This is a genomic window from Acinetobacter pittii ATCC 19004 = CIP 70.29 (assembly GCF_000369045.1).
In the GTDB taxonomy this organism is placed as follows: domain Bacteria; phylum Pseudomonadota; class Gammaproteobacteria; order Pseudomonadales; family Moraxellaceae; genus Acinetobacter; species Acinetobacter pittii.
The window spans coordinates 355,906-377,153 of sequence record NZ_KB849786.1 but is presented as its reverse complement, the minus strand read 5'-3'; the positions used below and the strand labels follow the sequence as shown (position 1 = coordinate 377,153).

Sequence of the window (21,248 nt, the reverse complement as noted above, 5' to 3'; positions counted from 1 at the left end):
AAAACACCGTCCTTGGGGAATAGATTAGATTTTTTATATCCACTGAAAACAAACTTTATCTGACTTGTAAAAATCCAATATCGTGTTATTTTTGGTGTCTTTCCCTTATTAGTTCCTTAGAAGATCCCTTCAAATTTCCTCATTATCTTTTATGAAAATTTTAGGAAACAAGAATGAAGAACTTCCTAAGAACTATATTTATATAATATCGAGCAAAATTTCAATTTTTTATGAGCAAAGTCAAAACTGTTTACCGTTGCGAGCAATGTGGTGCCGATCATCTTAAATGGGCTGGTCAATGCTCAGAGTGTGGTGAATGGAATTCTCTGACTGAAGTTAAACTTGAGCCAACCACTGCTCACCGCGCACGTCCTAAAATTGGGGGCTATGCGGGTCAAGTTGCTAACATTACAACGCTAAATAAAGTTTCCGTTTCTCATGAAACTCGCTTACCTACAGGCATTAGCGAATTTGACCGAGTGCTTGGCGGCGGTTTGGTGACAGGTTCTGTGGTGCTGATTGGTGGTGACCCCGGTATTGGTAAATCAACCATTCTTTTGCAAACTGCAACGCACATGGCAAGCGCAAAAAGCTCTGCACTTTATATTACGGGTGAGGAATCTTTATCTCAGGTGGCGCTTCGTGCGCAACGTCTTGATCTGCCAACCGACCAATTAAAAGTCATGGCTGAAACCTGTGTAGAACGCATTTGTGAAGTTTTAGAACAAGAAAAACCTGTAGTCGCTATTCTAGATTCGATTCAAACACTTTATACAGAAACCCTCCAATCTGCTCCGGGCGGTGTTTCACAAATTCGTGAATCTGCTGCTTTATTAACCCGTTATGCAAAAAATAGTGGCACAGCGCTATTCATTGTTGGCCATGTGACCAAAGAAGGTGCACTGGCAGGTCCTCGTGTTTTAGAGCATATGGTGGACTGCGTACTTTACTTTGAAGGTCAATCAGACTCTCGCTATCGCATGATTCGTGCTGTTAAAAACCGTTTTGGTGCAGTGAATGAGCTTGGCGTATTTGGCATGACTGATAAAGGCTTACGTGAAGTGGCCAATCCTTCCGCTATTTTCTTAAGTCGATATGATGAAGCGATTCCCGGTTCAATTGTCATGATTAGCCGTGAAGGAACTCGCCCTCTTTTGGTCGAAGTACAAGCTTTAGTTGATGATGCTCAAGGACAACCACGACGTGTTGCACTTGGTCTTGAACAAAACCGTTTGAACATGTTGCTTGCTGTAATGCATCGTCATGGTGGGGTGCAAACCACTGGACAAGATGTATACGTCAACATTGTAGGTGGCTTAAAAATTACCGAAACAGGTTCTGATTTGGCTGTTTTACTTGCATGTGCTTCAAGTTTACGTACTAAAGCGTTGCCCCAACAGCTTGCAGTTTTTGGTGAAGTTGGTCTTTCTGGTGAAATTCGCCCTGTTCCTAACGGTCAGGAGCGCTTAAAAGAAGCAGCAAAACATGGCTTTAAATATGTCATTTTACCAAGAGGAAACGCCCCTCAAAAGGCAATTCCAGGCGTACAAGTTATTGCTGTTGCGCGCTTGCATGAAGCATTGACAGAAGCTATGCAACTCAGTGATGAATTGACATAAAAAAACATACTTTTATAGTTGAAATTTAGAGTAAAAGCCTGCATAAATACTATTACAAATTAACTTTAAACAGGAATTTCCTATGGAAGTACACCAGCGTGGCTTGATTACCGGTATTTTAATGGCTGCTTTAGCAATTTCTCCTCTTGCTGAAGCTAAACGTGCAGGTGGTGGTAAAAGCCACGGTATGGCACGTTCTACTACTTCAAGCCAGTCTTATCAACAACCTCGTCAAGTGACTCCAGTTCAACAAACCACTACAGCGCCTCAGAAATCTGGTCCAGGCGTCGGTTCAATGGTTGCAGCTGGTGTGGCTGGTGCTGCCGTAGGTGCTGTTGCAGCAAATGCTTTAGCTGATGACAAACCGACATCAACTGAGCAGCAAGCCACTCAGGCGCAAGCTCAAGAAGAGAAAAAAGGTGGAATCCCAGGTTGGATTTGGGTATTGCTTGCCGCAGCTCTTGCTTTCTTTGTATTCCGTAAATTGGGATCAAAAAAAAAATTAGTAGGTAACAACCCTTACGCACCAAATAGTAACGGTCAAAACCCATTTGGCCGTTCTGCTGCGCCACAAGCAGCTCCACGTAATGCTGGCGATAATACAAATATCTTTGGTCAATCTGTGGGTGGCGGTGCAGCAACGCAAGCGCCTTTTGGTGGTGTAACCACAAGCAATGGCAATCAACTTCCAGATGGTAGTGAACCTGCTGCGTTCTTACGTATTGCACGTCAACGTTTTAATCACATCCAATCGATGAATACTGCAAGTAATATTGAAGAAATTCGCCGTTACTTAACACCAGAACTTTATAGCTCTATGTATAACGACATCATGGAAAACCAAGATCAAGACGTTGCTGAATTTAGTAACTTGAATGCGATGGTTGTAGACAGTGCAACTGAAAATGGTCAATACGTAGTAAGCGTACGTTTCACTGGTACAGTAAGTGAAGACCTAAACAGCTTGCCACAACCGTTTACCGAAATCTGGCACTTTGTTAAGCCTGCTGGCTCTCAACAAGACTGGGTTGTTGCAGGTATTCAACAAGCTTAAGCTAAATAAATCCTAAATAAAAAAGCCACAATATTGTGGCTTTTTTATTTGTCAGCTTTTAAGCAATTTCTGCTGGAAAGGTCACTACTTTTTCAATTTTGACCTGATCCATTGCAACCATGAGTAAACGGTCTATACCTAAAGCGATACCTGAACATTCCGGCATATGAGGCAATGCTGCTAACAGATGCTCATCTAAAGGCATAACATGAAGCCTTTGCTTAGCCCGCTCTGCATTATCTGCTTCAAAGCGTGAACGTAACACGTCTGCATCGAGTAATTCATCGTAGGCATTGGCTAGCTCTAAGCCTTCAATATAAACCTCGAAACGCGCCGCGACCTCTTCCCCATCTTCATCTACTTTCACTTTTGCCAAAGAGGCCATTTCTGGTGGAAAGTCAGTTAAAAAAACTGGAGCATCAAAACCTAAACTTGGTTCAACAAAATGAGAAAATAACAAATCTATATAAGCTAGGCGATCATCGCCCAAGTCGAGATTTAACCCCACACGATTTGCCGTACCTTTGAGTTGTTTCAAAGTTGCCTGCAAAGGGTTGATATCAAGACGATCTTGAAAGGCATGCTTATAACTTAAAATAAATGGACGAACTTCGCCAAAACAATGCTGCAAACATGTTTGCAATAAATCGGCTGTTTCATGCATTAACGCTTTTAAGTCTAGACCGGGGCGATACCATTCAAGCATAGTAAATTCACTGTTGTGTTTACGCCCGTGTTCATCATCACGGAACACCTTACAAATCTGGTAAATCGGCCCACTACCGCTCGCCAATAAACGCTTCATGGCAAACTCTGGTGAAGTCTGTAAATATTGAGTTTGCAATTTGCCGTTAATATGACGCAAAGCCTGAACCGAAGCTAAATGTACATCGGTGACACCTGCCTGTGAAACGATTGGTGTCTCGACTTCCATAACACCACGTTCAGCAAAAAACTGACGAATTTGGGTGTAGAGCTTGGCACGTGCTTTTAAGGCATCAATTGAACAAGTAGGTTGATAACTTAAACTCATGCCTGTGGTCCCCCATGTGCTGCCCATTCACGGCGCAGCGGATAATTCTTACGTAATAAATCAAATGCTTTTTGCTCTACTTTGCCGTCTTTAACACAGGCACGGATGTTGGCATCATCTTGAGCAATATCATAAATTTGAGATAGTTTTTGCTTTAACACCACTTTTAAATCATGCCCTGAAAAATAGTCTTCGCATGCAGGTAGTTGAGTTTCAAACCGCTTATTAATGTCGTATCCAAATTTTTGGCAAAACGCTTCATAAATCATTTGTGTACCGCGGGCTTTTCCTTCAAGGCTATAACCAGCAATATGCGGTGTTGCTAAAGCCAACATGTCTATGAGTTCTTCTGATATGACTGGTTCATGCTCAAATACATCAAGCACCACTTTACGCTGGGTACGCTGAATATCTTCCATTAAAGCGGTTTCTTTCACGACTGGACCACGTGCACTATTAATTAAAATCGTGTCAGGTTGAAGCGCTGCAAAAGCTTTTTCATCAAACAAATGATATGTCGGATGTTGACCGTTTTTTGTAAGCGGCACATGAATTGAAATGGCATTAGCTTGTTGCAACAGAGTTTCTAAGCTTACATTTTCAATTGTGTCTAGTTTCACATATGGGTCAAAGCCAATTACGTTCCAGCCCAACAACTGGGCCATATAAGCCAAGCGCTTACCGACGTTGCCAAGACCGACAATGCCTAGGGTAAATTTTTCTTGTTGTTCTAAAAGGTTTGCATCTAAATGAAGTAAAGCTGTAATGACATATTCAGCCACCGCTTGGGCATTACAACCAGCCGCATTTGCCCACGTAATTCCTTGTTTTTCTAACGCTGCAATATCTAAATGATCGGTCCCGATTGTGGCACTGCCCACATATTTTAATGCTGTGTTTTCAATTAAACTTGCGTTAACCGTAGTAACCGAGCGGACTAACAATGCTTGAGCATCTTTTACATCTGCATGGGTTAAAGTACGCCCTGCTTTGTGTTGAATATCGCCAAACTCAGAAAAAAAGTAATCGGTAAACGCCAAATTTTCATCTGCGACGATTTTCATTGTCTGCAACCCATAGCTTATAAAAACGTTATTATCCTTTGAGTTGTAGCAAAGCACAATGTTAATGCCTTTAAATTCACGATTCTAAACTTTGACGGTTTGCAAATTACAAGCCACCACCAAAGTAGAAATAGGCCATCACGGCCAGTGTGATCCAGACTAGAATAATCAACACAGCAACCAAATAATTTTGAGGTCGACGCTCCTGTTGATCTAGCCATTCTTCAGCTTGTTGTTCCGCATCTAAAATGACTTGTTGAGGTGTAAAACGAACAGCTAACCAAATGAGCATCGGTAGAATGATGGCCTCATCTAAAAGGCCTAAAATAGGAATAAAATCTGGAATTAAATCGATTGGACTAAAGGCATAAGCCACAGCCACCACAGCAATAACTCTTGGGAACCATGGCATTTGAGGATGCTTTGATGCAAACCAAAGCATAATAATCTGTTTTTTTAGACGTTTTGCCCATTCTTTTAGTGATTGTAACCAAGACATTTGGACAGACTCTGAACCTTTAGAGTTTTATAATAATCCATAAAACCTATCCTTAGCTTAAAAGCCAAAGAAATGTTAGATGAGCTTCATTTTAGGTCCATCATCTTGAACAATATATTTTAAATTTCTGTATATAAAACAAATCTGTCTCCCCTACAAAAACTTGCCAAAGTCAGGCCAGATTGCTTGGCTAATTGAATGGCCATGCTGGTAGGTGCTGAAATTGACGCCAATAGGCTGATGTTCAGCTGAGCACATTTTCGTATAAGTTCATAACTTGCCCGACTGGTCATCACCACAAAACCTAAACTGGTGTCGTAGTTTTCTTGCGCTAAATAACCGAGTAATTTGTCTAGGGCATTATGGCGGCCAACATCTTCAAATAAAGCGACGATGTGCCCATCAACCACCCATGCTGCCGCATGTGCGCCACCCGTTAAAGCGGTAATTTCTTGTTGGGCTTTTAAATGGGAAATAGCACTCGGAATTTGCTCAAGCCAAATTTTTGATGCATGTGTTGTAATTTTGGGAGCATCTAACTGAAACTGCTCTAAGCTTTCAATTCCACATAAACCACAGCCTGTACGGCCTACCATCATGCGGCGGTGTTCTTTTAAGGCAGCAAATGCTCTCGATGAAATGGTCATTTCTACCGTAATGCCCAGTTCATTTTGATGTACATCAAGTGCATATAGCTCTTTTAAGCTAGTTAAAATTCCTTCCGAGAGACTAAAACCTTTAGCAAATAATTCGACATCGGTCGGTGTCGCCATCATTACCGCATGCGAAATGCCGTTATACACCAAGGCAATTGGGTACTCTTGCACAATATGATCTAGAACATTTTCAGAGTCGGTTTTGTTAAACCGTTGAACTGGTAATGTTTCAACCCCATAAGAATGTGGTGTCAAAATTATTTCCTTTATTTCAAAATGGCGCTTGTTTAGAGCGCCATTTGTTTGGATGACATTTTTTAATATTGCCTTTGATTAAAGATTGCTTACTTTCTTATCAGCGTCTTCAGGCGCAACTGCCGTTGCCAAGTTAAAATGCTCCGGCGCATTTCCGGGATGCAAAATCACAGGAACACTTTTTGAAGCAGGAATCTTGGCATATTTGTCATGACTGCTTAATGCCACCAAAGGATTGGTTTCCGGATAGTAAGCGGCTAAGCTGCCGCGTGGAATGTTGTACGGCACAATACGGAAACTATGCACGATACGCTTCACACCATCCGAGAAAACACTTTCAATATCGACCCATTGATTTGCTTCAAAGCCTGCTTCATCAATATCAGCTTGGTTCATAAATAACACACGGCGCTGACCAAAGACTCCACGATAGCGGTCATCTAGACCATATAGTGTCGTGTTGTATTGGTCATGAGAGCGAGTGGTCATTAAGGTATAAACCTTACTGTCGGTATAAGCGGCAGCATATTGATTTTCTTTATCGCCATAGACTTCACTCAGTGGTGTAATCATAAACTGCGCTTTACCACTTTTTGTGTTCCAAATGTGCTGATTAGCTGGATGCTCTAGATGGAAACCACCAGGGTTATAGACACGTAAATTAAAATCATGGAACTCATCAAAGACCTCAGCAATTGAGTCACGAATACGGTCATAGCTTTCGATATACCATTTCCATTTAATCTGACTGTCTGGAAGCACTGCTTCGGCCATTCGGGCGACGATATCTGGTTCAGACAAAATATTGTCAGAAATTGGAGCGTTACGCCCTGCTGACAAATGAATATTACTCATCGAATCTTCGACTGAAATTGCCTGTGGGCCATGAAGCTGCTCATCAATTTCGGTACGGCCTAAACATGGCAAAATAAGAGCATCTTTACCACAAACCAAATGGCTACGGTTTAACTTAGTTGCAACATGAACGGTTAAATTACACTTTCTAAGTGCTTCTTGGGTATACGGCGTATCTGGCGTTGCAACTGCAAAGTTCCCACCTAAACCAATAAAGACTTTGACCTCGCCTTCAGCCATGGCTTTAATGGTTTCAACAACACCATGCCCATTTTTTCTCGGTGATTTAATTCCAAACACGCGGTCAATGTTGTCGAGTAATTTAGGGCTAGGCAGTTCATTAATCCCCATGGTTCGGTCGCCTTGCACATTACTATGCCCGCGAACTGGACATAGCCCTGCACCTGGCCTGCCAATTTGACCACGTGCCAACAATAAATTTGCCAGCATGTGTACATTGGCTGTTCCGTGACGATGCTGGGTAATACCCATTCCCCAACAGAAAATTGAACGCTCTGATTCTAAAAAGAGTTTGGCGAGTTTTTCTAAATGTTCAGGCGATAGGCCTGAATGTTTATAAAGATCTGCCCATTCAGTTCTTTCAACCTCAGCAATCATTTCATCAAAACCAACGGTATTCACCGCAATAAAGTTTCGGTCAAAAATACTTGGTTTACCTGAAGCTAGCGCTTTTTTATCCCACTCATTTAAGTGTTTTAACATACCCAACATGAGTGCATAGTCACCACCAATTTTAGGTTGGAAATAATAGCGACTAATTGGTGTACTGCCGTTAGTCATCATTTCAAGCGGTGCTTGCGGATCTTGGAAACGCTCAAGACCTCTTTCTTTAATTGGGTTAATCGCAATAATGTTACCGCCGCGTTTAGATACTTCACGTAAAGTACCTAACATACGTGGATGGTTGGTGCCGGGGTTGTGCCCAAAACTAAAAATAGCATCGGCTAAGTCAAAATCTTCTAGGGTGACTGTGCCTTTTCCTAAACCAATCGAGTCAAGCAAACCAACACTTGTGGTTTCATGGCACATGTTCGAGCAGTCTGGAAAGTTATTTGTACCAAAGCTTCGCACAAATAATTGATATAAAAATGCTGCTTCGTTACTGGCACGGCCAGAGGTATAAAATGCCGCTTGGTCTGGGTTGTCTAGCGCATGTAAATGTTCAGCAATGAGTTTAAACGCATCGTCCCATGAAATAGGCAAATATTTATCGGTTGCAGCATCGTAGCGAACTGGGTCTGTTAAGCGACCTAAGTCTTCGAGGAAAAAGTCACTTTGCTCTGACAGCCAACTAACGGTATGTCCTGCGAAATATTCAGGAGTCACTGTTTTACTGGTTGCTTCAAAGGCAACTGCTTTTGCACCATTTTCACAGAAGTTAAAGGCATGAGCATCTTTCTTTTCTGGCCATGCACAGCCGGGACAGTCAAAACCTGTAGGCTGGTTAATATTGAGTAAGGTAATTGAACCTTTACCTAAAATATCTTGTCGCTTTAAGTTTCGAGCAACACTTAGCAGTGCACCCCACCCGCCAGCAGGATGAGTGTATGGCTCAATTCGCGCAAAACCGTTATTTTCCTGTATGTGCTTTTGTTCTTCTGAATTATCCACTTTGTCATCCTCTTAATTCTTCTTAGGCATTCAACAAATCCAATAAAACCACAAATTTAATTATGCTTATATTAAGAATCGCTGCTGTCTAGCTTGGGGGTAGAGTCCACTTGGTATATTATTCACCATATTTTAAAAAGCTGGCTCAACTGTTCTTATAATATGTGCCATATTTTTTACAATTACAATCATTCAAGCCAACCACGCTATTTATATAAAAATATATAAAACAATGAGTTAAAAAGATAGAAACTCCGCCTTTTACAGATCAAAACATTATTAGTTTTCATTCTTAACAGAAGAGAAACTCTTTAAAATTGATGCTTACATGTCTTTATGTATGGTTTTTTTGGATTAAGCAGTATAAAACTATTAAAAATCTATCCACATTAGAGCACTTATGAAGGTTGTGATCGCTCCTGACTCATTTAAAGACAGCTTATCTGCTTTAAACGTAGCTCAGGCCATTGCCAAAGGATGGCAAGAAGTTTTTCCTCATGCAGAAACGATTTTATGCCCTATGGCCGATGGCGGCGAAGGAACCATTGAAGCTGTTTTAGAAGTCTGCGAGGGGCAATGGCGTGAAAAAACTGTGGTTGGGCCATTAAGTCAGCCTGTTCAGGCAAAATGGGGCTGGTTAGAAAAACAAAAAATCGCCATCATTGAAATGGCTCAAGCCAGCGGTATACAGTTAATCCCACCGGCTGAGCGTGATGCTTGCCACAGCACAACGTTTGGAACAGGCCAGCTCATTTTGGATGCTTTAGACGCAGGTGCAAAAGACATTATTTTAACTGTGGGCGGTAGTGCGACTAACGATGGCGGCACAGGATTACTGAGTGCTTTGGGTGCTGTTTTGCTCGATGCCAACCAAAAGGTTTTACCCGCAGGTGGCCTCGCTCTCGGCAACCTATCAAAAATTAATTTAACACACTTTGACACACGTATTCAGCATACACGGTTTTTACTGGCTGCCGATGTAACCAATCCGCTTTGTGGCCCAAATGGCTCATCACATATTTTTGGCCCACAAAAAGGGGCTTCCCCTACTCAAGTAAAGTTACTTGATCGAGCGCTTGCTCATTTTGCCGATGTCTCTGCGCAAATTTTAGGTTTCGACAAACGAAATGAAGCAGGTTCTGGTGCTGCTGGTGGTTTGGGCTTTGCAGCCAAAAGTTATTTAGATGCAGATTTTAAAGCTGGAGTTAAAGTCGTAGGTGAACTGAATCAACTTGAACATAAAATTGCTCATGCAGATTGGGTTATTACAGGCGAAGGTAAATTTGACCAGCAAACCTTAAGCGGCAAAACAGTTTTTGGGGTAAGCCAAATTGCTAAAGCACATAACGTTCCGGTCATTGTGATTGCAGGAACTTTAGGCCAAGGCTATCAAGCACTTTATGAGCACGGCGTTACGGCTGCTTTCTCATTAGCAAATGGCCCGATCACATTAGAACAAGCCTGCGAACATGCGGCAGAACTCATTTATGAAAGAACAGTGGATATTGCGAGGTTAATTCAGCTTAGCCAAACCAGTTTGAGAGATAAAAAAGTTTAATCGACTAACTTTAAAAGACTCTCTTTACAACTTTCCAATATTTCATCGCTAAGCAAGGATTGGTCTGGGCATGCGCGAGACAAGGCAATTGCCCCCACAGATTGAGCAAGAATATTGATGGCTTGCTTTCTCAACTCTTCTGTTTCTAAAGAAACTTGTTTTGCTCGTTCATTCATAATGAACTGAATAAGTTGCTCAATGCTCTCTTCAAATTCGACTTTTACTTCGTCTGGTTGTCTTGCAGCATCACAAGATAGCGCTGTTAAGGTGCAGCCCAAATCTCGGTTGTCTCGATGAGTACGAGACACATAAAGCTGAATAAATTGAGTTAAGTTTAAGCCTTCTATTCTTTTTAAAACCTGCTCAAGCCCATGTTTAACAGTAATTGAGACAAGGTCTGTTTTCGAGCTGAAATGTTTATAAAACCCACCGTGGGTAAAGCCTGCGCTAGACATTAATTCAGCAATGCCGACACCGTCGTAACCTTTGCTACGAAACAGTTGAGTCGCCTTCTCGACAATTTTTTCTCGGTTTTCTTTTACCTGAGTTTTACTGACTTTCATGTTGGCTACCAACTTTTACTCACCCTATTCGTCACAATTATACATTGATTATGGTTGACATCAAAACTTGCATATTTTAGATTATATTCATAATCTAAAAATTAAATCGTGGAGACATCACATGTCAGCTCAATCAAAAGTACTTATTACAGGAGCTTCGTCAGGAATTGGTTCTGTCTATGCAGACCGATTTGCTCAACGTGACCATAACTTAATCTTGGTTGCACGAGACACAAACCGCCTAGATAAAATCTCAAAAGATCTTCAAGAAAAATACGGCGTACAAGTCGAGTTCATTCAAGCCGATCTATCAAACGATCAGGACATCAGTAAAATTGAAGATGTACTCAAAAACGATGTTGATATTGAAATTCTGGTAAATAACGCAGGCATTGCATTAAACGGAAACTTTTTAACTCAAGATATTAAAGACATTGAAAAACTTATAACTTTAAACATGACCGCAGTTGTTCGGTTATCTCATGCAATTTCGCACCCCCTTCTACGCAAAGGTAAAGGCGCCATTATTAACTTAGGTTCAGTGCTTGGATTAGCGCCTGAATTTGGTTCTACCATTTATGGCGCAAGTAAATCTTTCATCCAATTTTTTAGCCAAGGCTTATATTTAGAATTAAAAAATCATGGCGTGCATATTCAAGCCGTATTGCCTTCGGCAACTAAAACCGAAATTTGGGAACGTTCTGGCATCGACTTAAGCCAAGTTCCACCATTAATGGATGTCAATGATTTGGTCGATGCCGCTCTGATTGGTTTTGATCGTAAAGAAACAATTACAATTCCTGTGCTGAAAGACGAAAATCAATGGAATAATTTTGAAAAATCACGTATCACATTACTACCAAACTTTTCTTCGGCTGATGTAGCCCAACGTTATAAAAACTAACGAGTACCGCTACCCAACTCTTAAGTAGGAAAATCTTATGAATGTTATTGATGCCATCCGTAACCGCCGCGCAGTTAAACGCTTCGACCCTGCTTTTCAACTTTCTGAAGATAACAAAAAGCAGTTGTTGCAAGAAGTTTTAGCAAATGCGCCAAGCGCTTTTAACTTACAACATTGGCGTCCAGTCATCATTGAAGATACTGAGTTAAGACAAAAAATTCGCACCATTGCTTGGGATCAACCACAAGTTACAGAATCATCATTACTAATTGTGTTGTGTGCAAAAGTAAATACATGGGAAGTTGATGCTAAGCGTGTGTGGGATGGCGCAACTCCAGAAGTACAAAATATTATGGCTGGCGCAATTGACCAATATTACCGTGACCGTCCACAAACCCAACGTGACGAAGTTATGCGTAGTGCAGGTATTTTTGCTCAAACCTTGATGCTTCTTGCTCAAGAGCATGGTTTAGACAGTTGCCCTATGGATGGTTTTGACTTTGACGCGATGGCAAAGCTCATTAACTTACCTGAAGATCACGTGGTATGTTTAATGATTGCTGTTGGTAAGTCAGCTTCCGAGCCTTACCCACGCGTGGGCAAACTTCCTTACGACGATGTCATTATTCAAAATACATTCTAAGTTTTTAGTCAGATTTTAGCCCCTCATGCTATTTATAGCATGAGGGGCTAATTGTTAATGACATTCTGTTTTGTAAAATCATTTTGCCTTTTTGGTGTTTAACTTATTGGTTAAACGACGAACTAAAAGAAAAAATAAAGGCACAAAGAAAATAGAAAGTAGAGTTCCCGAAATCATCCCACCAGTTACGGCGATACCAATTTCTTTTCGGCTGACAGCTCCTGCTCCTGTAGATACAGCTAATGGAAGAACACCTGCAACAAAAGCCAGAGATGTCATAATAATTGGCCGTAATCGCTGACCAGCACCTTCAATAATGGCATCCATTAATGCCTGACCAGCCTCTAACTTAGCTGCCGCAAATTCAACAATCAAAATAGCATTTTTGGCAGAAAGCCCAATGGTGGTAAGCATAGCGACCTGAAAGTAAATATCGTTAACAAAACCTGCCAGACTTGCAGCAACTACAGCGCCAATAAGACCTAAAGGAATCACTAGCATGACAGAAACAGGAATAGACCAACTTTCATAAAGTGCTGCCAAACATAAAAAGATAAAGATGATTGAAGCCAAATATAACCAGATCGTTTGGCCACCAGCTAGTTTCTCTTGATAAGACAACCCACTCCACTGAAGATTAAAACCTTGTTGCTGGTCAACTAACTGCTGCATCTTATCCATAGCCCCACCAGAACTCTCACCTGCCGCCGCAGAGCCTTGTATTTGAACGGCTGAAAGACCGTTAAAGCGTTGCAGCATTTGAGGGCCCATCTGCCATTTCACAGAAGAGAAGCTAGAAAATGGCGTCATCTCACCAGTAGCACCGCGAACATACCATTGCCCAAGATCTTGGGGTAAGGAACGATAGATTGCCTCTCCTTGCAAATAAACTCGCTTAACACGTCCCTGATCTATGAAATCGTTAATATAAGATCCGCCCCACGCCGATGACAGCGTATTACTAATATCTGCTTGGGCCAATCCAAGAGCACTGGCTTTTCTTTGATCGATATCGACTTGTAACTGGGCTTTATCTTCTAAGCTATTTAAACGTACTGCAGCTAGGCCAGAATCAGCATTTGCTACTTTTAACACATTATTTTGTGCTGCGAGTAAAGCATCTCGTCCTTTATTTTCAGCATCTTGCAACCAAAATTCAAAGCCACTAGATTGCCCAAGGCCTCTTACAGCAGCGGGTGAAAGTACCTGAACACGTGCGTTACGCAGTGACTTAAAATGTGCATTTGCACGAGCAATCACAGCTTCGGCTGTATTTTCACTACCTTCTCGGTCATCCCAATGTTTGAGTCCGGCAAATGCCATTCCCACATTTTGCCCACTGCCTGCGTTATTTCTACCCATCACCATGAAAATCACATTGAGATTATTCTTTTCTTTCGTCAAAAAGTAATCTGCAATCTGATTACCAACCCGCTCTGTTTCAGCTAGTGTCGTGCCTACAGGCGTACTAAATTGAACCATAACCGAGCCTTGGTCTTCTTGTGGTAAAAACCCCGTATTCATACGCGTATATTGCCAACCTAACAAAGCTGTAATACCTACGAATATGATCATAAAGACTTTGGGTTTACCTAAAACAGCAACTAGCTTTATGCGGTAGCCTGACTGCCCTTGTTCGACTTTACGATTGAACCAAGTAAAGAATTTTCTCTGCTTATGTTTTTCATTTGCAGGTTTGAGTAATGTTGCACATAACGCAGGTGAAAGTGTTAAAGCAACAATTGCAGAAAGTACCATTGCCGATACAAGCGTTACCGAAAACTGCCGATAGATAATCCCGACAGAACCACCAAAAAATGCCATAGGTAAAAATACCGCTGCGAGTACCATGGCAATACCCACGAGCGCACCCGATATTTCTTGCATTGAAATTAAGGTGGCTTGCCGAGCATCAACATTTTGCTCATGCATAACCCGCTCGACATTTTCTACAACGACAATCGCATCATCTACAAGTAAACCAATTGCGAGTACCATCGCAAACAAAGTCAGTGTATTAATGCTATAGCCAAGTACGCTCAACACACCAAATGTTCCTAACAATACAACTGGAACAGCAATTGCCGGTATTAAAGTCGCACGCCAGCTCTGTAAAAATAAGAACATGACAATAATGACGAGAACAATCGCTTCAGCTAAAGTTTTAATCACCCCATTTACAGAAGCTTCTACAAATGGCGTACTGTCGCGTGGGTATGCAACTTTTAAACCCGCTGGCATAGAGGCAGTTAACCGTGTGACTTCAGTTTTAACTCGTTCAGCCGTTTCTAATGCATTGGCACCAGAAGCAAGTTGAATAGACATACCCGAAGCTGGCTTTCCATTCAAACGTGTAGAAGTCTGATAACTCTCTGCACCACGCTCGACTCGGGCAACATCTTTAAGTAATACAACCGCACCATTGGTTTGTGTCCGCAAAATAATATTTTCAAATTGGCTCACGGTCTGTAACCGAGATAATGCTGTTACTGTTGCATTTAAAGCCTGCCCATCACGCGTGGGTAATGCGCCCAATTCTCCCGCTGTAATTTGAGTGTTTTGTGCTTCAATTGCAGTTCTAACGTCTGATGGCATTAATCCATAACTGTTCAATTTATGAGGATCAAGCCAGATGCGCATTGCATATTGAGCACCAAATACGGTGATTTCACCCACTCCATCGACCCGACTTAATGGGTCTTGCAGTGTACTCACCATATAGTCAGATATGTCGACAGAAGATCTAGTCCCTCTTTCATCGTAAAGCGCAAAGACCAGTAAACTATCGCCTTGTGACTTTGTCACAGTGATCCCTTGCTGCTGAACCTCTTGAGGCAATCGACTCAGTGCCTGATTCACAGCATTTTGCACCTGCACCTGAGCAGTGTCAGGATTGGTATTCTGATCAAAACTAAGACTTATCCGTGCTTGACCCGCCGAACTACTACTCGATGAAAAATAAAGTAGACCATCAATCCCTTTAATTTGTTGCTCCAAAATCTGGGTAACACTGTCTTCAACAGTTTTAGCAGATGCTCCCGGATAATTTGCAGTAACATTTACACCCGGTGGTGCAATGTCAGGATACTGCTCAATGGGTAACGTTAAAATCGAAATCGTCCCCAATGCCATAATACAAATAGAGAGGACCCAAGCAAAAATAGGTCGTGCAATAAAAAAACTCGACAACATACGCAATCCTCAACTCATTGGGGTAGGTTTAATCGTCATGCCGGCACTTAAGCCTTGCAGACCCTCAACAATGATTTGATCTCCTGCTTTCAAGCCAGAGGTCACTAACCAACGATTATCAATTGCATCGCCTAGAGTAATTTTTCGTTGCTCGGCTTTATTATCTTTTCCAACAATCCAAACAAGTGGATTTCCTTCTGCGTCTCGGAACAGCGCACCTTGAGGAATTAAGACGCTGTTAGGACGTGTTCCCGTTCCAAGTTCTGCCCGCACATACAGGCCGGGCAATAACGCATTATTGGGGTTGGGAAATGCTGCACGTAAGGTGACACTTCCTGTCGCCTCATCTACAGCAACATCACTAAACTTAAAAGTCCCCTGTTCTGCATAGGCAGTGCCATTCTCAAGCTTCAAACGTACTGAAAGTTCAGTCGGTTTTATTCCATTTTCAGTAAGCTGTTTACGCAGTGCCATGTATTCATCACTCGACTGAGTCAAATCGACATACATGGGGTCCAGTTTTTGAATCGTTGCTAAAGGATCTGTTTGAGCAGAGGTGACTAAAGCCCCACGTGTAATAGATGAACGCCCTATCCGTCCTGAAATTGGCGCACTAACTTGTGTGTAACGTAAATTGGTTCGTGCTGTTTTCAGTACAGCTTCATTTACGGCAACAGTCGCTTTCGCTTGCTCATATGCACTTTGAGCATTATCAAGCTCCTGTTGACTCACCCCATTTACTTTAATTAATTCTTTATAACGCTCGGCTTGAAGGCGAGTCGAATTTACAGTGGCTTTTGCTAATGCAAGATTACCAGCGGCTTCATCCACGCTATCTCGATAGAGGGATGAATCAATTTTATAAAGTGGCTGCCCTTTGCTTACTTGCGTGCCTTCCTTAAATAATTGCTCTATTACTACTCCATTGACTTGTGGACGGACCTGAGAAATTTCAGAGGCCACCGTTCTTCCAGCCAATTGATAGGTAGATTCAATCGTCTCTGGTTTTATAGTGATAATGCCCACCTGCTGAATATTTTTAGGGGCAGGCGGATCAGAATCACATCCATTAAGAAAAAGTAGCAAAGGCAATAACCACAAGTACTTATGATTAAAAAAAACCGAACCAAACATATTTTGGCACCCTAGACTTATAGACAATTTATTTACTTTACTGTAAAGTAAATAAATACGATGTGCAAGAAAACCGATATGCTAAAAAAATCACCAGGTCGTCCGTCTCGAATTCGCCCTACTATTGTGGCAGCAGCCCGTGAACTATTCCTTGAGCATGGATTAGAAGTCCGTTTAGAGGCTGTTGCCACGAAAGCCGGTACAAATCGACAAACTTTATACAACCATTTCCCGACAAAGACAGCGTTACTTATTGAAGTCTTTGATCATTTAAAAGCAGAAATGGAAGCACCTTTCATTGAGCAGCATGAATTGAAAAATAAGCGACTAGATCAATTATTGTTAGAAATTGGACAGTCTGTACAAAATCATTTTTATCATATTGACGTCATTCGCCTGCAAAGATTGCTGATTATTGCCTTAGTTGAAATGAAAGAAATTCTTCCTAAAATTCAGCAACGTACTCAAGGTAATATTAAAAGATCTTTAACCGATATTCTTGCAACTGCACACAATGCTGGTATTGTTAAAATTGATCAGCCAGAGGAGGCAACAAAGGCTTTCCTCGGGGCAGTGATGGGCTATACATATCCAGCTACGTTGATTAGTGGAAATATTCCAACTCCAGAAGAACTACAGCGGTTAAATCAAGAAGTTTGCCAAACCTTTTTAAAAGCATGGCAATATAAAGAATAGCTCCACACAAAAGCCCTTATGATAAAAAGGGCTTTTAAAATAGATTAATAACTAAAATATATTAAATAATTCAAGCTATAACAATATAAGATGCTTCAAAAGAACTATTTTAAAACTTACTCCTTTCCTGGTATGAGCTAGGCTTAGAAACCAAATAATTGCCCCTCAGTTAAATACCATATCCCCCATCAATATTGATGTTTGCACCTGTGATATAACCGGCATGTTCACTACACAACCATGAAACTAATGATGCAATTTCACTTTTATGACCATAACGCTTAATCGCCATAATATCTATAAGCGAACTTGCCATTTCACCATCTGCTGGATTCATGTCGGTATCAACTGGGCCCGGTTGAATATTATTGACCGTAATAAATCGCTCACCTAAGTCACGTGCCATACCTTTAGTTAAACCTTTAATAGCTGATTTTGTCATGCTATATAAAGTCAAACCTTCTGTAGGTACTCGTTCGGCGTTAATACTACCTATGTTAATAATACGGCCGTAGTCTGGCATATGTTTTAGGACTTCATTTGCAGCGACAATTACACTCTTGATATTTACAGCGATCATTTTGTCAATTTCATCTAATGTCACATCTTGTATTTTGTTCATCACAAAAATACCGACATTATTCACTAAAATATCAATTTTCCCGTATGCAGTAACAACATGATTAATCGCCTCTATGATTTGCTCTGGAGAGCCACTATCAGCTTTTAATGCAGTTACCTTTAAACCATTTGCACTCAACTCTTCAACCAATTGATGTGCTGCTTGTTCAGAGTTTGCATAAGTAAAGGCTACTGTTGCACCTTGCTCTGCTAATTTAGAAACAATTGCAGCTCCTATACCTCGTGATCCCCCTTGCACAAACGCAATTTTATTGTCTAAATCATGCGATAAAATATTACTCATAACTGACTCCTTTTATAAGCTATATATTGGACTTTAAATAAAGTATTTTCAGCTAAACTACAGATTCAAATAATTAATCGTATTTCTTTAGAGTTTTGATCAACGCCTCATGAAATAGTTTCGGGTCTTGCATTTGTGGTGAATGTCCCATACCTGCAAATTCAATTAATTCAGCATTTGGAATTGTTTTCGCGGCCTCTTTACCCAGAACGCTATATTGACCAATTTTTTGTTTAACTTCAGGTGGAGCTATATCACTACCAATTGCAGTCGTGTCACCAGTACCGATATAAAGCACGGTAGGCACTTTAAGATGAGAGAATTCATAATAGACAGGTTGAGTAAAAATCATGTCGTAAATAAGTGCTGAGTTCCAAGCGACTTTTTCATGTCCCTTCCCTGCATTTAATCCAGCTAACATATCTACCCATTTATCATATTCAGGCTTCCATTGCCCCTGATAATAAGTTTTTAATTCATAAGCTTTAATAGACTCAGCACTCACTTTCAGTTCACGCTGATACCATTGATCAATACTGCGATATGGAACTCCTTTTGCTTTCCAGTCCTCTAAACCAATTGGATTGACCATTCCTAATAATTTTGTTTCTTTCGGATACATCAAAGCATAGCGGGTTGCCAACATACCACCCGTTGAATGCGCCAATAAAATAGGTTGTTTAACCCCTAATTTATCGAGTAAAGCATGTGTGTTCTCTGCAAGCTGTTGGAAACTATATTGATAATGATCTGGTTTGCTAGAAGTACAGAAACCGATTTGATCGGGAGCAATCACCCGATAGCCATTTTGTGTTAGAAAACTAATGGTTTCTTCCCAAGTTGCACCACAAAAGTTTTTGCCATGTAAAACCACCACTGTTTGTCCATTAGGTTTTTTGGGTTGAACATCCATATATCCCATTTTTAAATTTTGCTGTTGGGATGAGAAGTTAAAATATTGGAGCGGATAAGAATATTTAAATCCTTCTAAATGCTCTCCATACACATTATTTGCAGAACTGACTGTTGATGTAGTAAGACAAGCAAAAAATAAAGACAAGAATGGCAGTTTATTTTTCATCTTTCATTTCTCTCGAACAAATAGGAATAAGGATGTTTTAGCTGAGTTACATCCGAGTTCAACATCGATTCGAATGTAAAATTTTTACGGATTATTTAAATAGAAAATTGGATAAACTTTTCTCGACGCCTTCAGGGTTTTCTTCAATTAGCCAATGACCTGTGTTAGGTAAAATTACAGCTTCTAACTTAGCTGGATCTTCAACAAACTTCGCTCTCATTTCTTTAATCAATACGTCATTCACTCCCTTTTCACCACTAAGTGCCATTGCAGGAATAAATAACTTTTTGTTATTTGCTAAAAGTGCTTCATTTTGTAAGGCTGAGTCTTTCTTTGAACGGTAATAACCAAAGGCTGCTTTTAAGTTATCTCGAGTCGAATACGGCTCAATCAACTCAGCAAGGAGTTCAGGTGTAAAAATGTCTTTTTTACCTGCATAAGTTTTAATAAAGTACGAGAGAAATAAATTTGGGTCATTTGCAATTTGCTTTTCGGCAATATCACCAAAACTAAAATAACCAAAATGCCACCCTAAACCCGGCCCTTTTGGAGAATAACCCGGGTGATTGAATGTCTCCATATCTGGAATTGGAGAATCCATAAAGACAACTTTTTTAACGTAATCTTGATTATTTGCAACTAGAGGATAAGAAGCAGTATTTCCAATGTCATGACTAACATAATAAATAGGCTCATTCTTGGTAATTTGTTTTATCGCGCCAATCAAAATTTTTGAGGTATTTTCTGCCGAATAATCATCGTTAAGTATGGGAGATGATTGACCCAAACCCGGTAAATCAATTGCAATCACTTTATGGTCTTTCATATAAGAAAGCATGACTGGTTCCCACATTTTCCATGTCGAACCAAAACCATGAATAAATACAATCGGTGTGCCTTTAGATCCGCCTTCAACATAATGGAGTTTTACGCCTTCAGACTCGATAAATTTACTAGATAAACCTTTTGCATAAGCATATTGTCCTAACCCTTCAGATTTCACTTTATTAAACATTTGCTGTGAAACGGCTGGTGGTGTATCTATCGACTTTAAGTTTGGGTCATATTCTGCATTTGCATATGAAGAACCAACCAAAATAAAAGCTGTAGAAATGGATATATTTTTAAAATATCTATTCATATTAATGACTCATTTAAAATAAATAATTCATTACACCCAACCCTTAAGCCTGAGTGCGATGAATTTCATATTTATTTAAATAAAAAGTTCGATAAACTTTTCTCGACGCCTTCAGCGTTTTCTTCCACCATCCAGTGTCCTGTATCTGGCAAAATAATGGCTGAGTATTGGGCTGGATCAGCTACAAATCTTGCCCGCATCTCTTTAACCAAAACATCATTTACGCCTTTTTGGCCGGTAAGTGCCATAGAAGGTATGGTTAACTTTTTACCATTAGCAAGTAATGCTTCATTTTGACGAACTGAATCAGCATGAGAATGGTAATAACCAAAAGCTGCTTTTAATTTATCTCGAGTTGAATATGGCTCAATCAACTCAGCAAGTAGCTCAGATGTAAAAATTTCTTTTTTCCCTGCATAGGTTTTAATAAAGTACGAGAAAAATAAATTTGGGTCATTAGCAATTTGCTTTTCAGCAATATCACCAAAGCTGAAATAACCAAAGTGCCAGCCCAGACCTGGACCATCAAGTGTGTATCCTGGATATCCAAACATTGCACGATCTGGAATTGGCGAGTCCATAAATACTACTTTTTTGATATAGCCTTGATTATTGGCAACCAGTGGATAAGAAGCCGTATTGCCTAAATCGTGACTGACATAATAGATAGGCCCTTTACCAGCAATTTTTTTAATCGCACCAATCAAGATTTTTGAGGTATTTTCTGCCGAATAATCATCGTTA

At 40.6% G+C, this 21,248-nt stretch carries 18 protein-coding genes; 6 read left to right on the top strand and 12 right to left on the bottom strand.

The window, feature by feature from the left end:
- Positions 1–230: 230 nt before the first annotated feature.
- Together radA and F928_RS05995 are read left to right on the top strand one after the other, a co-directional pair.
- A complete protein-coding gene (gene radA, locus F928_RS06000) occupies positions 231–1,619 on the top strand; it encodes a DNA repair protein RadA (RefSeq protein WP_005073053.1) in 1,389 nt (462 codons plus the stop codon).
- 82 nt (positions 1,620–1,701) lie between these two features.
- Positions 1,702–2,673 (top strand): Tim44 domain-containing protein, encoded by a 972-nt coding sequence (locus F928_RS05995; RefSeq protein WP_005073052.1) that lies wholly within the window; start codon positions 1,702–1,704, stop codon positions 2,671–2,673.
- 58 nt (positions 2,674–2,731) lie between these two features.
- On the opposite strand, the gene epmA is transcribed toward F928_RS05995, so the two are convergent.
- The 5 genes from epmA to ydeP all read right to left on the bottom strand — a co-directional run bounded on the left by epmA (position 2,732) and on the right by ydeP (position 8,667).
- Positions 2,732–3,706: an EF-P lysine aminoacylase EpmA gene (epmA, locus tag F928_RS05990; protein WP_005073050.1), complete on the bottom strand. Its 975-nt coding sequence runs from the start codon at positions 3,704–3,706 to the stop codon at positions 2,732–2,734.
- Positions 3,703–4,770, bottom strand: coding sequence for a 4-phosphoerythronate dehydrogenase (gene pdxB, locus F928_RS05985; RefSeq protein ID WP_005073049.1), 1,068 nt, complete (start codon positions 4,768–4,770; stop codon positions 3,703–3,705). The genes epmA and pdxB overlap by 4 nt, the downstream gene beginning before the upstream one ends.
- A 106-nt stretch (positions 4,771–4,876) precedes the next feature.
- Positions 4,877–5,269 carry a YkvA family protein gene (locus tag F928_RS05980; RefSeq protein ID WP_005073046.1) on the bottom strand — a complete coding sequence of 131 codons (393 nt, stop codon included), beginning with the start codon at positions 5,267–5,269 and terminating at the stop codon, positions 4,877–4,879.
- A gap of 119 nt (positions 5,270–5,388) precedes the next feature.
- Complete coding sequence (gene fdhD, locus F928_RS05975) at positions 5,389–6,180, bottom strand: formate dehydrogenase accessory sulfurtransferase FdhD (protein ID WP_005073045.1); 792 nt, start codon at positions 6,178–6,180, stop codon at positions 5,389–5,391.
- A gap of 78 nt (positions 6,181–6,258) precedes the next feature.
- Entirely contained in the window at positions 6,259–8,667 is a 2,409-nt protein-coding gene (ydeP, locus tag F928_RS05970; protein WP_005073042.1) for an FdhF/YdeP family oxidoreductase, read from the bottom strand.
- Positions 8,668–9,067: 400 nt separating this feature from the next.
- Here ydeP and glxK point away from each other — a divergent pair, with 400 nt between their 5' ends.
- A complete protein-coding gene (gene glxK / locus F928_RS05965; RefSeq protein WP_005073040.1) occupies positions 9,068–10,225 on the top strand; it encodes a glycerate kinase in 1,158 nt (385 codons plus the stop codon).
- Here glxK and F928_RS05960 read toward each other — a convergent pair.
- On the bottom strand, positions 10,222–10,788 hold the full coding sequence (locus F928_RS05960; protein WP_005073038.1) for a TetR/AcrR family transcriptional regulator: 567 nt from the start codon (positions 10,786–10,788) through the stop codon (positions 10,222–10,224). The genes glxK and F928_RS05960 overlap by 4 nt on opposite strands.
- Positions 10,789–10,909: 121 nt before the next feature.
- On the opposite strand from F928_RS05960, the gene F928_RS05955 reads away from it, so the two are divergent.
- Together F928_RS05955 and drgA are read left to right on the top strand one after the other, a co-directional pair.
- Positions 10,910–11,692: an SDR family NAD(P)-dependent oxidoreductase gene (locus F928_RS05955; RefSeq protein ID WP_005073035.1), complete on the top strand. Its 783-nt coding sequence runs from the start codon at positions 10,910–10,912 to the stop codon at positions 11,690–11,692.
- A 37-nt stretch (positions 11,693–11,729) separates the two neighbouring features.
- Positions 11,730–12,335 (top strand): nitroreductase family protein, encoded by a 606-nt coding sequence (drgA, locus tag F928_RS05950; RefSeq protein WP_002118380.1) that lies wholly within the window; start codon positions 11,730–11,732, stop codon positions 12,333–12,335.
- A 78-nt stretch (positions 12,336–12,413) separates the two neighbouring features.
- Here the strand turns inward: drgA and adeE are convergent, their stop codons facing one another.
- Both adeE and adeD read right to left on the bottom strand, forming a co-directional pair.
- Positions 12,414–15,527, bottom strand: a complete 3,114-nt coding sequence (adeE, locus tag F928_RS05945; protein ID WP_005073031.1) for a multidrug efflux RND transporter permease subunit AdeE — start codon at positions 15,525–15,527, stop codon at positions 12,414–12,416.
- A gap of 9 nt (positions 15,528–15,536) precedes the next feature.
- Positions 15,537–16,661, bottom strand: a complete 1,125-nt coding sequence (gene adeD, locus F928_RS05940) for a multidrug efflux RND transporter periplasmic adaptor subunit AdeD (RefSeq protein ID WP_005073028.1) — start codon at positions 16,659–16,661, stop codon at positions 15,537–15,539.
- A 78-nt stretch (positions 16,662–16,739) separates the two neighbouring features.
- Between adeD and F928_RS05935 the strand changes: the two genes are divergently transcribed.
- Positions 16,740–17,357, top strand: a complete 618-nt coding sequence (locus F928_RS05935) for a TetR/AcrR family transcriptional regulator (protein WP_005073026.1) — start codon at positions 16,740–16,742, stop codon at positions 17,355–17,357.
- 169 nt (positions 17,358–17,526) lie between these two features.
- On the opposite strand, the gene F928_RS05930 is transcribed toward F928_RS05935, so the two are convergent.
- The 4 genes from F928_RS05930 to F928_RS05915 all read right to left on the bottom strand — a co-directional run.
- Positions 17,527–18,282: an SDR family oxidoreductase gene (locus tag F928_RS05930; protein ID WP_005073024.1), complete on the bottom strand. Its 756-nt coding sequence runs from the start codon at positions 18,280–18,282 to the stop codon at positions 17,527–17,529.
- 73 nt (positions 18,283–18,355) lie between these two features.
- On the bottom strand, positions 18,356–19,363 hold the full coding sequence (locus F928_RS05925) for an alpha/beta fold hydrolase (RefSeq protein ID WP_005073022.1): 1,008 nt from the start codon (positions 19,361–19,363) through the stop codon (positions 18,356–18,358).
- A gap of 91 nt (positions 19,364–19,454) precedes the next feature.
- Positions 19,455–20,504 carry an alpha/beta fold hydrolase gene (locus F928_RS05920; RefSeq protein WP_005073020.1) on the bottom strand — a complete coding sequence of 350 codons (1,050 nt, stop codon included), beginning with the start codon at positions 20,502–20,504 and terminating at the stop codon, positions 19,455–19,457.
- Positions 20,505–20,575: 71 nt separating this feature from the next.
- Positions 20,576–21,248: alpha/beta hydrolase (locus tag F928_RS05915; protein WP_005073018.1), on the bottom strand; the 673-nt coding region annotated here is incomplete at its 5' end.